The organism is Simplicispira lacusdiani (assembly GCF_003604195.1).
GTDB lineage: Bacteria > Pseudomonadota > Gammaproteobacteria > Burkholderiales > Burkholderiaceae_C > Simplicispira > Simplicispira lacusdiani.
The window spans coordinates 1-13532 of record NZ_QXGR01000007.1 but is presented as its reverse complement, the minus strand read 5'-3'; the positions used below and the strand labels follow the sequence as shown (position 1 = coordinate 13532).

The window sequence follows — 13532 nt, the reverse complement described above, 5'->3', positions numbered from 1 at the left end:
TCATTGGCCGCCGCTGTATCCCGTGCGCTCTGTCAGCGTGCGCAGCAGGTGTTCGGCCGTCTCGCGCCCGCGCAGGCTGTCGGCCACGGTGATGGCCTGGCCGTTGCGCAGTTCCACCTGCACGCGGTAATACGTGGTGCTTCGGGTGCCTGCCTGGGTGGTGTAGCTCTCTTTCAGGCGCAGGCGGGCGATGTCCTGCGGGGGCACCTGGCGCCAGCGCAGCATCAGGCCCAGAATGCGGCGCTCGGTGCGCAGGCCGCGCGTGCCCAGTTCCACGCGCAGGCTGTTGGTGAGGCAAAACAGGGCATAGAGCAGCAGCGCACCGCCCAGGGTGCCGAAGACGATGGGGAAGAGCAGGGGCGCGCCCTTGGCGCCGGCAAACAGCCCGATGCCCGCGAAGGCGCCGCCCATCAGTGCCAGCGGCAGGTGCGTGCGCCACCCCCGGGCATAGGGCTGGTAGAGCCGCACCCCGCCCGCGATGGCCTCCAGGTCGCTGATTTCGTCGATCTGCGCTTCGCGCAGGGGCTGCAGGGCCGGGTGCTGGGCAGCGTCGGGAATGAGGTGGTGGGCGCTGGCGCCGGTGGCGTACACCGGCACGTCAAAGATGCGGTCCAGGCCGAGGTCCGAGCCGGTGCTTTCCACCCGCAGGCGCCAGGCGTGATAGTCGTTCGCCGGGGCCTCGGAGGCGGGCAGATCGCCCGGTACGGCAAAGCGAAAGCGCAGCCGGCTGCCGCCGGCGTGCGGCTCCACCTGGGCCATGCCTTCGGCCTGCCATATGGTTTGCTCGCGCGCCTCGGTGCTGTTCTCGCCCGCCGAGCGGGTGCGATAGTGCTGGATGCAGCGCAGGGTGACCAGGTACTGCTGGCCGCCCTGCCAGGGCACGGTGGGCAGGTCCAGCGTGGCGCCAAAGTCGCCGCCGATGGCGCCGGGGAAGGGGTCCAGCACCAGGCGCAGGTCGCCAAAGCGGCGCGCGTCGCGCGTGGCGCGCACGGCCCAGGCGAGCAGGCCCAGGCCCACGGCCACGAAGGTGGCCAGCGCGGCGGCGGCGGGCCAGTTCTCCTGGCGCCACAGCCGCGGCAGGCTGGCGGCGGCCATGGGCAGGGCGATCAGGTTCCAGACGGTGGCGAAGCCCCAGGCCACCATCACCTCCAGCCGCTTGCTGGAGCGGATCTGGTTGCCCGCCCATTCGCGCCGCGCCAGCCAGGGGCTCGGCCCTTCGTCGCCGGGGGCGGGCGTGTCCGCCGGGTTGCGCCAGGCGAACACCAGCAGGCCCACGCCAAAGCCGCCGAACAGCAGCACGAACACCATCTTGAAGGCCAGCAGCCCGCCGCGCAGGCTGCGGTCGATCACCGCGTCGGACGGGTTGGCGGGGTCGGCCCAGGCGCGCACCGTCTCGCCCCGGGCCTGGGCCCGCTCCAGCCGCGCGCCCAGGCGCTGCTGGAAGTCGCCGATGTTGTCCGAGCCTTCCGAGATGGCCACGCGCCGGCCCTCCACCTCGCGGCCCGCCACCTGGAAGCGGTAATGGGCCGACACGCTGTAGCTGCGCGACTTGCCCGTGTGCACGTTCAACCGGGCGGACAGCAGCGTGGCCTCCACCGGCTGCCAGGACTGCATGCGCGTCCAGTCGTGCAGCGTGGGCAGCACGCTCAGCAGCAGCATGCCGATGCCCACCGCCGCGAAGGGCAGGGCGAACAGGGCGACCAGCCAGCGGCTGGTCTTGGCGGAAGGGGCCTTGCGCAAGGGCTTGCGTGGGGACATGGGCGGTGCGTGGATGCGCCCATTCTGTCTGCCCCGGGGCGCCGCGCCAAACGGCTGTGGCTTTGGCGCCGCGCCGCCCTGGGCGGGGGACGGCCGGATTTGGTGTGAAATAGGCCTCGGAGGCAATCAGGTAAAGCGCTAAAAGCTATCAAAACAATAGCATTTAGGGCCGCTGGATGGGGCTGTCATGGGGCCGTCACGCATCCTTCATGCCGCCGTCATGGGGGCTTTCTACGCTCGTGGAGTTTGCAACCCCAACCCCACCGAGGAACCCCATGACCCATCGCGGCGAGCCCACGCAGGCCATCGACTTCAACGACGAGAACTCCAACACCTCCGCCAACCCCACCTTTGATGCGGTGCTGGGCGCACGCCTCTCGCGCCGGGGCCTGCTGCGCGGCGGCGTGGGCACCGTGGGCACGGCCATGCTGGCCGGTTTTGGCGTGAGCGCCTGCGGCGGCAGCGACGACCCGGTGGTACCGGCCGAGAAACTGCTGGGCTTCGCCGCCGTGCCCAAGAGCCTGGCCGACATGGTGAGCGTGCCCGCGGGCTACACCGCCAGCGTGCTCTATGCGCTGGGCGACCCCATCATCGCGGGCACGGCCGCCTACAAGAACGACGGCACCGACACCGACTTCGACAAGCGCGGCGGCGACCACCACGACGGCATGGAATGGTTCGGCCTGGGCGCCGACGGCAAGCGCAGCGACAGCGCCACCGATCGCGGCCTGCTGGCCATCAACCACGAGGCCACCACCGACGAGAAGCTCTCGTCCTTCTTCATCCACGCCGACGGCGGCACCTCCACGCTGCCCCGCCCGGCCTCGGAAGTGGACAAGGAAGTGGCCTTGCACGGCATCGCCGTGATCGAGGTGACCCGGACGGCCGGCAAGTGGGGCTACGTGCCCGGCTCGGCGATGAACTTCCGCCTCACGCCGCTCAGCCCGATCGAGATCGCCGGCCCGGCGCGCGGCCATGCGCAGATGGTCACCAAATACTCGCCCACCGGCACCATGACGCGCGGCACGCTGAACAACTGCGGCACCGGCAAGACGCCCTGGGGCACCTTCCTGACGGGCGAGGAAAACTGGTTCGGCTACTTCACGCGCGGCGCCGCCGACGACGCCGCGCGCGGCAACGACAAGAGCGTGGCCGCGCTCAAGCGCTACGGCCGCAACCAGGGCGCCGCCTCGCGCCACGGCTGGGAGAGCGGCGGCACGGCCGACCAGTACGCGCGCTGGAACAACAGCAAGACCGGCGCGTCCGCCGACGGCAGCGACGACTACCGCAACGAGATGAACGGCCAGGGCTACATCGTCGAGATCGACGCCTACGACAAGACCCGCGCGGCCAAGAAGCGCACCGCCCTGGGCCGCTTCGCCCACGAGAGCGCGGCCTTCGGCAAGGTGGAAGCGGGCAAGCCGCTCACCGTCTACATGGGTGACGACTCGCGCGGCGAATACATCTACAAGTTCGTCTCCACCGCGCCATGGAACGCGCAGGATGCCAACGCCGCCGACCGCCTGGCCGTGGGCGACAAGTACCTCGACAGCGGCACGCTCTACGTCGCCAAGTTCAACGCCGACGGCACGGGCGCCTGGGTGGAGCTGTCCATGGCCAACGCCGCCATCGCCAGCTATGCGGCCTACAAGTTCAGCGACGCGGGCGACATCGCCATCAACACGCGCCTGGCCGCCGACGCCGTGGGCGCCACCAAGATGGACCGCCCCGAGTGGAACGCCGTGAACCCCGCCAACGGCGAGATCTACTTCACGCTCACCAACAACAGCAACCGCAGCATCGACCCCGCCAGCGGCCAGTACCTGCCCGACGCCGCCAACCCGCGCGCCTACACCGACATGAAGGGCACCTCCAAGCAGAACGGCAACCCCAACGGCCACCTGGTGCGCATGAAGGAAGGCGCGGGCCAGGCGTTCACCTGGGACGTGTACCTGTTCGGCGCCGAGGCCAACGCGGACAAGGGCATGGTGAACATCTCGGCGCTGACGGCCGATCAGGACTTCTCCAGCCCCGACGGCCTGGTGTTCAGCAAGGCCACCGGCATCTGCTGGATCCAGACCGACGACGGCGCCTTCACCGATGTCTCCAACTGCATGATGCTCGCCGCCCTGCCCGGCAGCGTGGGCGACGGCGGCAAGAAGACGCTGAGCTACACCAAGGCCGACGGCAGCAAGCTCGACGTGGCCACCCATGTCGGCAAGGCCGCCACGCCCGACACGCTCAAGCGCTTCCTGGTCGGCCCCAAGGGCTGCGAGATCACCGGCCTGGCCGAGACGCCCGACGGCAAGACCATCTTCGTGAACATCCAGCACCCCGGCGAATCGACCAAGATGGCCGACGTGGCCGACCCCACCAAGTACCAGAGCCAGTGGCCCGCCAACGCCGGCTACGGCGCGGGCAAGCGTCCGCGCTCGGCCACCATCGTCATCACCAAGAACGACGGCGGCCGCATCGGTAGCTGAACGATTCCACCCGCGCCGCGCCTGCCATGGGCAGGGGTGGCGCAGGCCCCCTTCAACGCCCCTGCAGGCCTCCCGGCCCGTGGGGGCGTTGTCAGTTGGGGCTGTAGTGCGGCTCGTGGGCCGCAGGGGCGGGGGCCGCGCGCGGGGGGGGCGCTGGTGCCGGTGCCGCCGGTGCGGGCGGCGCCTGTTCCGGGCGGTAGCGGTAGGGGCCGTATTGCCGGCCGCGCCCGTCCTTGGGGCCCCTCACGCCGCTGATCTGCCAGGCCGTGCGCTGCCGCAGCAGCGCCGCGAGCATTTCCATCTCTTCGTCGGTGTGGTTGATGGCCTCGGCCGGGAACAGGGTGCGCCCGTTGCGCGCCGTGGCCTCGGCCCAGAAGGACTGGTGGTAGCTCGATTCGCTGACCACCTTGTCCGCGCCCGCCGCGATGTCCACCGTGCCGTAGCAGTTGCAGAAGTAGCTGCGGAAGTCCTGCGCCGGGAACACCTCGGCATACACGCCCGTGCCCCGGATGCCCGCCGTCAGCGTGGGCGTGACGACCTGGCGGTCGGTGCCCCGGTTCCACACGCTGGCCACCGCGCCCGAGAGCAGGCGCAGCAGCCGCACGGCCACGGGGCTGTCGCCTTCCAGCGAAAGGCGGGTGTTCTCGCGCACCAGGTAGGCGCTGTCGCCCACGGTGAACACGGCGCTGGCGCCCGGGCCGGTTTCCACGCGGTCGCCCACGGCGATGCGGTCCTGGGCGGTGAGGCGCGCGCCGTTGCGCCGCACCTCGCCGCGCAATTCGACCACGCGGCCCGGCGGCGCGTCCTGCGCCCGGGTGGCCCGCCAGCCGCCCGTGGCCGTCCACAGGGCGGCGGCCTGCGCCAGGCGGCGGCGCTGAAGCAAGGGAGGTCCGTCAGTCGTCGCTGGCGGCGGGGGGGACGGTGGCTGTGTCATCGGCGGGCCTTTCCTCGCGCCGCTCCGGGGGATCGAAGCAGTCGCGGAAGGTGAAGACGATGGAGCTGAAGAACATGCTCGCCATCACCATCGCCAATCCCACCATGATGCCACCCATGGTGGCGGTTGCGTTGCCCGGATTGAGCAAGCCCACGGCGGCCAGCAGGCCCGACAGCAGGCTCACGGCCAGGCCGCCCAGCGCGAACACCGCCAGCCAGCCCAGGCCGTAGACCATGAAGGCGCCGATGTTGCGCACGCAGGCCACGAGGCTGAAGAACAGGCTCTTGACCGGCGGCACGCCGTGCCAGTGCACCAGCCCCGGCGCATGCCAGAACAGCAGCGACAGCGGCAGGTACAGCCCCATGGCGACCCACATGGCGAGCTGGAAGTCGCCGTCGGCCACCACCTCCTCGCTCAGCGGCACGGTGCCCAGGTAGACCTGGGCGAACTGGCCGCCGTCGAACAGCGCCGAGAGGGCGATGGTGGCCAGGAAGCCGGCAGCGTAGAGCGCGCCGAGCTGCAGCATGTGGCGCAGCCGCTCGCGCCCGGTGCGGAAGGCCACCAGCAGCACGGCGGGCGTGGGCGCCCGGCCCTGCAGGGCCTCGGCCGAGGCCACCATCATGGCCAGCGTGACCGAGGGCAGCAGCGCCAGCGCCAGCACCGGCCCGATGAGCGGCACGACCGAGGCCAGCGACATGGCCGCCATGGCCATGAAGAACAGCGCCGCCATGGCCATGGGCTGGCGGCGGAAGACGAGGACGCCGCTCTTGACCCAGTCGATGCCGGTGCGCGCGGGAACGATGTGCAGTTTCATGTCAGGCGTGAACAGGGTGCTCCACGCGCTGGCGCAGAACGCGCTCGAAGTGCGTGGGGTCGTGCGGCGTGAGCATGGAGGCCTCGCGCGGCAGGTGGAAATCCCACAGCCGCGAGATCCAGAAGCGCAGCGCGCCCGCGCGCGCCATGGCGGGCAGCAGCTCGCGCTCGGCGGCGGTGAGGGGGCGCACGGCCTGGTAGGCGTCCAGCATGGCGGCGGCGCGCGCGGCGTCGTGCGCACCCGTGGGCAGGTCCACGCACCAGTCGTTCAGGCACACGGCCAGGTCGAACAGGAAGGTGTCCACGCCGGCGAAGTAGAAGTCGAAGAAGCCGGTGAGCCGCTCGCCCTCGAACATCACGTTGTCGCGGAAAAGGTCGGCGTGCACCGGGCCGCGCGGCAGGGCGGCATAGGCGGCCGACGCGGCGACGTGGTTCTGGTAGGCCAGCTCGGCGCGCAGCAGCGCGGCCTCTTCCTGCCCGATGTGCGGCAGCACCACGGGCACGGTTTCGTTCCACCACGGCAGGCCGCGCAGGTTGGGCTGCTGGCGCTCGTAGTCGCGCCCGGCCAGGTGCATGCGCGCCAGCATGCCGCCCACGGCGGCGCAGTGCGCGGCCTCGGGGGCCAGCTGGCTGCGGCCCGCCAGGCGGTTGACCACGGCGGCGGGTTTGCCGCAGACGGTGTGCAGGATGTCGCCGGCCTTGTCGGCGCGCGGGTCGGGCACGGGGATGCCCTTGTGCGCCAGGTGCTTCATCAGGTACAGGTAGAAGGGCAGCTGCTCGGCCGTGAGGCGCTCGAACAGCGTGAGCACGAACTCGCCCTCGTCGCAGGTGACGAAGTAGTTGGTGTTCTCGATGCCGCCCTCGATGCCGCGCAGCGCGTGCAGTTCGCCCAGTTGCAGGCGGCGCAGCAATGCGCGCGCCTCGGTGTCAGAGACTTCAGTGAATACGGCCATCGGTCGGAGCGGAAAAAAACGGGGGGTCGGAGGAGGCAAGGGCGGGCGTGGCGCCCGCCGGGGCGGGTCAGAACTTCATCACGTTCCAGACACGGGCGCCCGTGGTGGACTCGGCGCCGTTGCGCGCGCGGTTGCGCACGCCGTCGGAGGGCTGCAGCTCGTATTCGGGCAGGTTGCCCACCTTGGGCTGCACGGTGATGCTCTGCGTTTGGCCGCCCACGCGCAGCTCGTCCACGCGGCTGCCGCCGTCCTCGACGCGGATGCGCTCGGTGCGCTGGTTCAGGCGGTCGGGTTTTTGCTCGCTTCTTGATAGCTGCTCACGCCCGTCTGGCGCGCCTTGCGAGGCATTTTGGTTTGAATTCTGGGCGAGGGCGGGGGTGCTGGCCAGGGCCAGCAGCAGGAGGGAGTGAACGGCGCGCATGGCGCGATTGTAGGCGGCGCGGGGTGGCGAGGCCGCCCGGGCGCCCGCCACGGCGCGGTTCACCTGGATGGGGCGGCCTCGGCGTCCACGGCCTGCTGCACCGCCTTGTAGAAGGCTTCGCGCGCCTCGCTCTCCTTGGGCGAGCTGGCGCCCCCGGCCCAGTTGGCGTTGGAGGCGATCACCAGCTGGCGCTTGGGGTCGATGAAGATGCCCTGGCCGAAGATGCCGCGCGCGGCGAAGCTGCCGTCGTCGTAGGTCCACCACTGGTAGCCGTAGCCGCGCCCGGGCTTGCCGATGTCGGCACGCTTGGTGGTGGCGTCCTGCAGCCAGCCCTCGGGCAGGATGCCCTGGCCCTGCACCTTGGCGCCTTCCAGGATGAACTGCCCCATGCGCGCGTAGTCGCGCGCCGCCGCCTGGATGCAGCAGCCGCTGATCTCCTGGCCCGTCTTGCTCAGAATCCAGGTGGCCTGCTGCTCCATGCCGGCGGGCTTCCAGATCTTTTCTTCCAGGTACTGCGCCAGCGGACGTTTCGTGGCCTCGCTCACGAGGATGCCCACCAGGTTGGTCTCGCCCGTGCTGTAGAGCCAGCGCTCGCCCGCCGGGGCCTGGCGCGGCAACTGGCGCAGGTAGCTGACGATGGAGGGCACGCCGGCTTCGGGCGGGTGGTTGTTGAACTTGGCGACGTCGGAGTTCGGGTCGCCGTAGTCCTCGTTCCAGCGCACGCCCGAGGTCATGGTGAGCAGCTGGCGGATGCTCACATCGTCGTAGGCCGAGCCCTTCATGCTGGTGATGTAGTCGCTCACCTTGTCGTCCATGCTCTTGATGTGGCCGTCTTTGAGCGCGGCGCCCACCAGGGTGGAGGTAAAGGACTTGGCCACGGAAAAGCTCGTCCAGCGGCCGTCCGGGCCGTAATCGAGGCCGTAGCGCTCCACGCGCAGCTTGCCGCCCTGCACGATGAGAATGGCGCTGCTGCGCTGGCCCGCCATGTAGGCGTCCAGGTCCAGCGGCAAGGCCAGCGGCGAACCGGGGGGCAGGCTGCGCGGCGTGCTGCTGGGCTGCACCACGCGCCACTTGGCCAGCAGTGGAATGCGGTCGAGCGCGCGGAAGGCCGCGTCGCGCTGCGGCACGCTCCAGAACAGCAGGTCGCGGTTGGTGGGCACGGTCTTGAGCAGGCCGCGCGTTTCCTTGTCCAGGCTGAACCAGCCGGCGGTGGCCGTGGCCGCGAGGGCCAGCAGCATGCCCAGCGCGATTTTCTTCAGGGGTTTCAACGGTGCACTCCTCGGGCGGTGAAAAGCCAACAAGGATTGAACACCAAGCCCCCCGGGCCAGGGCAGCGGGTTTCCCCGGCTGACGTAACCGGGCCGTGCGTCAGGGGCGGGGGCAGGTGCCGCCTTCGCACTTCACCGTGTACTGGTTGATGAAGGTGCGGTAGTTCTTGCCCATCTGCCCCATCTGCACGCAGACATCGCCGCGCGCGTCGAACGCGTAGCCCTGGGTGGCGTTGGTGTTGAGCAGCTCCACCCGCGCCAGGTTCACGCCGGTGAAGCGCTCCGGGCTGCGCCACTGCTCGGCGCAAATGCCGTGGTAGATGAAGGTGGTGTACACCAGCTCGGAGACCTCGGGCTTGTCCATCTGCAGCCGCAGCACGCCGTTGTCCAGCTGCGCCGTCTTGAGCCCGTGGTGCGACAGGGATTTTTGCAGCGGCGCGGGCACGTTCTTGAATTCCGGCGCCGCCGCGATCGCCAGCGTGGACACCGTGCCGATCAGCAGGGCGAGCAGTTTTTTCATGGGATGACCTTTCGTGTGGCAGGCCGCCGCGCGGCAGGGCGCAGGGCCTGGATGGCGGGTATTTTGCCGGTTTTCAGATGCAGCGCCCCGGCCGGGGCGCGCGGGCGCCCGGCGCTGGCGGCTTCCTGTGACAATCGCCCGCATGAGCGACAAAAAGACCCTGCTGCTGGTGGACGGCTCCAGCTACCTCTACCGCGCCTTCTTCGCTGGCGGCGAAACCATGAGCACCACCTTGCCCGACGGCACGGTGCAAAAGACCGGCGCCATCCGCATCATGATCAACATGGTGCAGAAGCTCCTCAAGGACTACCCCTGCACCTACGCGGCCTGCGTGTTCGACGCCAAGGGCCCCACGTTCCGCGATGCGCTCTATCCCGAATACAAGGCGCAGCGCAGCCCCATGCCCGACGATCTGCGCAGCCAGATCGCGCCCATCCACGAAGTGGTGCGCCTCATGGGCTGGCCGGTGCTCGACGTGCCCGGCGTGGAGGCCGACGACGTGATCGGCACCCTGGCCGTGGCGGCCGCGCGCCAGGGCATCGACGTGGTCATCTCCAGTGGCGACAAGGACCTGGCCCAACTGGTCAACGAGCACATCTCCATCATCGACACCATGAGCGGCAAGGTGCGCGACCTGGCCGGGGTGGAGGCCGAGTTCGGCGTGCCCGCCCGCCTGATGCTGGACTACCAGATGCTGGTGGGCGACACCGTGGACAACGTGCCCGGCGTGCACAAGGTGGGGCCCAAGACCGCCGTGAAACTGCTGCAGGAATACGGCTCGGTGGATGCATTGGTGGCGCAGGCCGACCAGGTGAAGGGGGCCGTGGGCGAGAACCTGCGCAAGGCGATCGACTGGCTGCCCACCAGCCGCCAACTGCTCACCATCAAGACCGACTGCGACCTGGACGGCTGGGTGCCCGGCATGCCCGCGCTGGAGGCCATCCGCATCGGCCAGCCCCAGGTCGAACCGCTCAAGGCCTTTTGCGACACCTACGGCTTCAAGGGCCTGGCGCGCACGCTGGGCGGTGATGCGCCGACCGCTGCACCCGCGCCCGTGGTCGCCATGCCGGGCGAGAGCGGCGACCTGTTTGCGGACCATTCCGCCAGCCCCGTGGCCGAGGCCGCGCAGCACCGCGCGGTGGTGTACGACACCATCCTCAACTGGACCGATTTCGACCACTGGTTGCAGCGCCTGATGAAGGCTGAGCTGGTGGCGCTGGACACCGAAACCACCTCGCTCGACGAAATGCGCGCCGAGATCGTGGGCATATCTTTCAGCGTGCAGCCCGGCGAGGCCGCCTACATTCCGCTGGCCCATGCCGGGCCCGACGCGCCCGCGCAACTGCCGCTGGGCGAAGTGCTGGCGCGCCTCAAGCCCTGGCTGGAGGACGGTCGCCACCACAAGCTGGGCCAGCACGTGAAGTACGACCGCCATGTGTTCGCCAACCACGGCATCGAGGTGCAGGGCTATGTGCACGACACCATGCTGCAAAGCTACGTGCTCGAAGTGCACAAGCCCCACGGCCTGGCCAGCCTGGCCGAGCGCCACACGGGCCGCACCGGCATCAGCTACGAAGACCTGTGCGGCAAGGGCGCGCACCAGATCCCGTTCGCCCAGGTGCCGGTGGACAAGGCGGCCGCCTATTCGTGCGAAGACTCGGACCAGACGCTGGACGTGCACCTGGCCCTGTGGCCGCTCTTGCAGGCCGACGAAAAGCTGCGCTTCATCTACGAGCTGGAGATCGCCAGCAGCGAGGCGCTCTACCGCATCGAGCGCAACGGCGTGCTGATCGACGCACCCACGCTGGCCGCGCAAAGCCACGAGCTGGGCCAGCGCATCCTGCAGCTGGAAACCGAGGCGTATGAAATCGCCGGCCAGCCCTTCAACCTCAGCAGCCCCAAGCAGCTGGGCGAAATCTTCTTCGACAAGCTGGGCATGCCCGTGGTGAAGAAAACCGCCACCGGCGCGCGCAGCACCGACGAGGAGGTGCTGGAAAAGCTCGCCGAGGACTACCCCCTGCCCGCCAAGCTGCTGGAGCACCGCAGCCTGGTCAAGCTCAAGGGCACCTACACCGACAAGCTCGCGCAACTGGCGCTGCCGCGCACCGGCCGCGTGCACACGCACTACGCGCAGGCCGTGGCCGTGACCGGGCGGCTGTCGAGCAACGACCCGAACCTGCAGAACATCCCTATCCGCACGGCCGAGGGCCGGCGCGTGCGCGAGGCCTTCGTGGCGCCGCCGGGCTGCGTGATCGCCAGCGCCGACTACAGCCAGATCGAACTGCGCATCATGGCCCACATCAGTGGCGACCACGCGCTCTTGCACGCCTTCCACGCCGGGCTGGACGTGCACCGCGCCACCGCCGCCGAGGTGTTTGGCGTGGCGTTGGACCAGGTAACCAGCGAGCAGCGCCGCTACGCCAAGGTCATCAACTTCGGCCTCATCTACGGCATGAGCAGCTTCGGCCTGGCCAAGAACCTCGGCATCGAGACCAAGGCCGCCGCCGCCTATATCGACCGCTACTTCCAGCGCTACCCCGGCGTGAAGCAGTACATGGACGAAACCAAGGCCGCTGCCCGGTCCATGGGCTATGTGGAAACGGTGTTTGGCCGCCGCCTGTACCTGCCCGAAATCGCCGCCAGCGGCCCGCGCCGCGCTGGCGCCGAGCGCGCCGCCATCAACGCCCCCATGCAGGGCACGGCGGCCGACCTCATCAAGCTGGCCATGGTGAAGGTGCAGCAGGTGCTGGACGCCGAGAAGCCCGCCATCAAGATGATCATGCAGGTGCACGACGAACTGGTGTTCGAGCTGCCCGAGGCCGAGGTGGAATGGCTGCGCGGCCACATCCCGCGCCTGATGGCCGGCGTGGCCGACCTCAAGGTGCCCCTGCTGGCCGAGGTGGGCGTGGGCCCGAACTGGGACAAGGCGCATTGAAGCCCCAGCGCCGGAACCGACACGGCGCAGGCATGGGGTCAGATCACGATTTCGCGCAGCGAAACGCGGGCTCTGACCCCATTCCGGACCACCAGGCGCGGCATGACCAAGCCCCCATGCCGGGCCCTGGGACGCAGCCTTGTCGGGTCGCCCGACATCCCATCATTCGCTGGCCACCCTAAGAATTTTAGGTGTTTTCAGCTTCCAAAGCTTATGCAGAAAGCGCTGCTAGCTATCAAATTTGAAATCCATGGACCCCTCTCCGCCCACCCTCCACCCCGCCACCTGGACCCCCGCCATCCGCATGGGCCTGTCGATTGCCGTCGCCACCGGGCTCTACGGCATCTCCTTCGGCGCGCTCGCCGTGGCGGCCGGCCTCACCGTGGGCCAGGCCATGGCGCTGAGCCTGCTCATGTTCACCGGCGGCTCGCAGTTCGCCTTCATCGGCGTCATCGCGGGCGGCGGCGCGGGCTCGGCCGCGCTGGGCGCGGCGGCGCTGCTGGGCGTGCGCAACGCCGTCTACGGCATGCAGATGAACCGCATGCTCGCGCCGCGCGGCTGGCGCAAGCCCGTGGCGGCGCAGCTCACCATCGACGAATCGGCCGCCACGGCCTCGGGCCAGCAGACGCCCGACGAGCAGCAACGCGGCTTCTGGACCGCCGGCGTGGGCGTGTTCGTGCTCTGGAACCTGTTCACCCTGCTCGGCGCCGTGCTCGGCGACGCCCTGGGCGACCCGCGCCGCTGGGGCCTGGACGGCGCGGCCGTGGCCGCCTTCCTGGGCCTGCTGTGGCCGCGCCTGCAGCAGCGCGAACCTGTGGCGCTGGCCGTGGTCTGCGGCGTGGCCACGGCCCTGGCAGTGCCGTTCGTACCGCCGGGCCTGCCCATCTTGCTGGCGGCCGTGCTCGGTGCCGCCTGGGGCTGGTGGGGCCGCGACCCCGACGCCGACGCGGCCACGCCGCCCGCCCGCGAAGGAGGTGCGGCATGACGCTCTGGGGCTACATTCTGCTGGCCTGCGCGGCCACGTACCTCACCAAGCTGGCGGGCTACGCCATCCCCGCCCGCTGGCTGCAAAACCCGCGCATGACCCGCGTGGCCGGCGCCATGACGGTGGCACTGCTGGCCTCGCTCACGGTGATGAACACCGTGGCCTCGGGCACGGCGCTGGTGCTCGATGCCCGCCTGGCGGCGCTGGCTGCGGCGGCGCTGGCGCTGTGGTTGCGTCTGCCGTTCTTGCTGGTGGTGGTGCTGGGGGCGGTGGCGTCGGCGGCGGTGCGGTGGTGGGGGTGAGAGGTGAGCTTGTGTCTTGGCGCCGCCTTGACACGCTGCAGACATGGCGGTCTCAAATCTGAAGTGCAACACCACCATTGAGAATCAGTGAATGGTAGCGCCCTGGCGCTGCGCAATGGCCTGCATGAACTGCTGGAATGCTTGGTACGGAGACTTCCAG

The 13532-nt window shown here is 69.8% G+C and carries 11 protein-coding genes; 4 read left to right on the top strand and 7 right to left on the bottom strand.

Annotation, left to right across the window (positions count from 1 at the left end):
• Positions 1–1758, bottom strand: a complete 1758-nt coding sequence (locus D8S75_RS11160) for a DUF3592 domain-containing protein (RefSeq protein ID WP_119966424.1) — start codon at positions 1756–1758, stop codon at positions 1–3.
• A 275-nt stretch (positions 1759–2033) separates the two neighbouring features.
• Between D8S75_RS11160 and D8S75_RS11155 the strand changes: the two genes are divergently transcribed.
• Positions 2034–4241 carry a PhoX family protein gene (locus D8S75_RS11155; RefSeq protein ID WP_119966423.1) on the top strand — a complete coding sequence of 736 codons (2208 nt, stop codon included), beginning with the start codon at positions 2034–2036 and terminating at the stop codon, positions 4239–4241.
• A gap of 91 nt (positions 4242–4332) precedes the next feature.
• Here the strand turns inward: D8S75_RS11155 and D8S75_RS11150 are convergent, their stop codons facing one another.
• From D8S75_RS11150 to D8S75_RS11125, 6 genes are all read right to left on the bottom strand, one after another.
• On the bottom strand, positions 4333–5124 hold the full coding sequence (locus D8S75_RS11150; protein ID WP_232829021.1) for a FecR family protein: 792 nt from the start codon (positions 5122–5124) through the stop codon (positions 4333–4335).
• A gap of 10 nt (positions 5125–5134) precedes the next feature.
• A complete protein-coding gene (locus D8S75_RS11145; RefSeq protein ID WP_119966422.1) occupies positions 5135–5989 on the bottom strand; it encodes a BPSS1780 family membrane protein in 855 nt (284 codons plus the stop codon).
• 1 nt (position 5990) lies between these two features.
• Complete coding sequence (locus tag D8S75_RS11140; protein ID WP_119966421.1) at positions 5991–6941, bottom strand: homoserine kinase; 951 nt, start codon at positions 6939–6941, stop codon at positions 5991–5993.
• Positions 6942–7008: 67 nt separating this feature from the next.
• A complete protein-coding gene (locus D8S75_RS11135; protein WP_119966594.1) occupies positions 7009–7362 on the bottom strand; it encodes a hypothetical protein in 354 nt (117 codons plus the stop codon).
• Positions 7363–7421: 59 nt separating this feature from the next.
• Complete coding sequence (locus D8S75_RS11130; RefSeq protein ID WP_232829020.1) at positions 7422–8630, bottom strand: serine hydrolase domain-containing protein; 1209 nt, start codon at positions 8628–8630, stop codon at positions 7422–7424.
• Between the two features lie 100 nt (positions 8631–8730).
• Positions 8731–9150: a hypothetical protein gene (locus D8S75_RS11125; RefSeq protein ID WP_119966420.1), complete on the bottom strand. Its 420-nt coding sequence runs from the start codon at positions 9148–9150 to the stop codon at positions 8731–8733.
• Between the two features lie 142 nt (positions 9151–9292).
• On the opposite strand from D8S75_RS11125, the gene polA reads away from it, so the two are divergent.
• The 3 genes from polA to D8S75_RS11110 all read left to right on the top strand — a co-directional run bounded on the left by polA (position 9293) and on the right by D8S75_RS11110 (position 13372).
• On the top strand, positions 9293–12085 hold the full coding sequence (gene polA, locus D8S75_RS11120; protein ID WP_119966419.1) for a DNA polymerase I: 2793 nt from the start codon (positions 9293–9295) through the stop codon (positions 12083–12085).
• A gap of 250 nt (positions 12086–12335) precedes the next feature.
• Positions 12336–13070 (top strand): AzlC family ABC transporter permease, encoded by a 735-nt coding sequence (locus D8S75_RS11115; protein WP_119966418.1) that lies wholly within the window; start codon positions 12336–12338, stop codon positions 13068–13070.
• Positions 13067–13372 (top strand): AzlD domain-containing protein, encoded by a 306-nt coding sequence (locus D8S75_RS11110; RefSeq protein WP_119966417.1) that lies wholly within the window; start codon positions 13067–13069, stop codon positions 13370–13372. Before D8S75_RS11115 ends, D8S75_RS11110 begins: the two co-directional genes overlap by 4 nt.
• Positions 13373–13532 lie beyond the last annotated feature (160 nt).

Excerpts from the sequence above, each read along its gene's own strand:
- D8S75_RS11135 (WP_119966594.1), bottom strand. The coding sequence starts at position 7,362 with ATGCGCGCCGTTCACTCCCTCCTGCTGCTGGCCCTGGCCAGCACCCCC.
- D8S75_RS11110 (WP_119966417.1), top strand. The coding sequence starts at position 13,067 with ATGACGCTCTGGGGCTACATTCTGCTGGCCTGCGCGGCCACGTACCTC.
- D8S75_RS11160 (WP_119966424.1), bottom strand. The coding sequence starts at position 1,758 with ATGTCCCCACGCAAGCCCTTGCGCAAGGCCCCTTCCGCCAAGACCAGC.
- D8S75_RS11155 (WP_119966423.1), top strand. The coding sequence starts at position 2,034 with ATGACCCATCGCGGCGAGCCCACGCAGGCCATCGACTTCAACGACGAG.
- polA (WP_119966419.1), top strand. The coding sequence starts at position 9,293 with ATGAGCGACAAAAAGACCCTGCTGCTGGTGGACGGCTCCAGCTACCTC.
- D8S75_RS11140 (WP_119966421.1), bottom strand. The coding sequence starts at position 6,941 with ATGGCCGTATTCACTGAAGTCTCTGACACCGAGGCGCGCGCATTGCTG.
- D8S75_RS11125 (WP_119966420.1), bottom strand. The coding sequence starts at position 9,150 with ATGAAAAAACTGCTCGCCCTGCTGATCGGCACGGTGTCCACGCTGGCG.
- D8S75_RS11115 (WP_119966418.1), top strand. The coding sequence starts at position 12,336 with ATGGACCCCTCTCCGCCCACCCTCCACCCCGCCACCTGGACCCCCGCC.
- D8S75_RS11145 (WP_119966422.1), bottom strand. The coding sequence starts at position 5,989 with ATGAAACTGCACATCGTTCCCGCGCGCACCGGCATCGACTGGGTCAAG.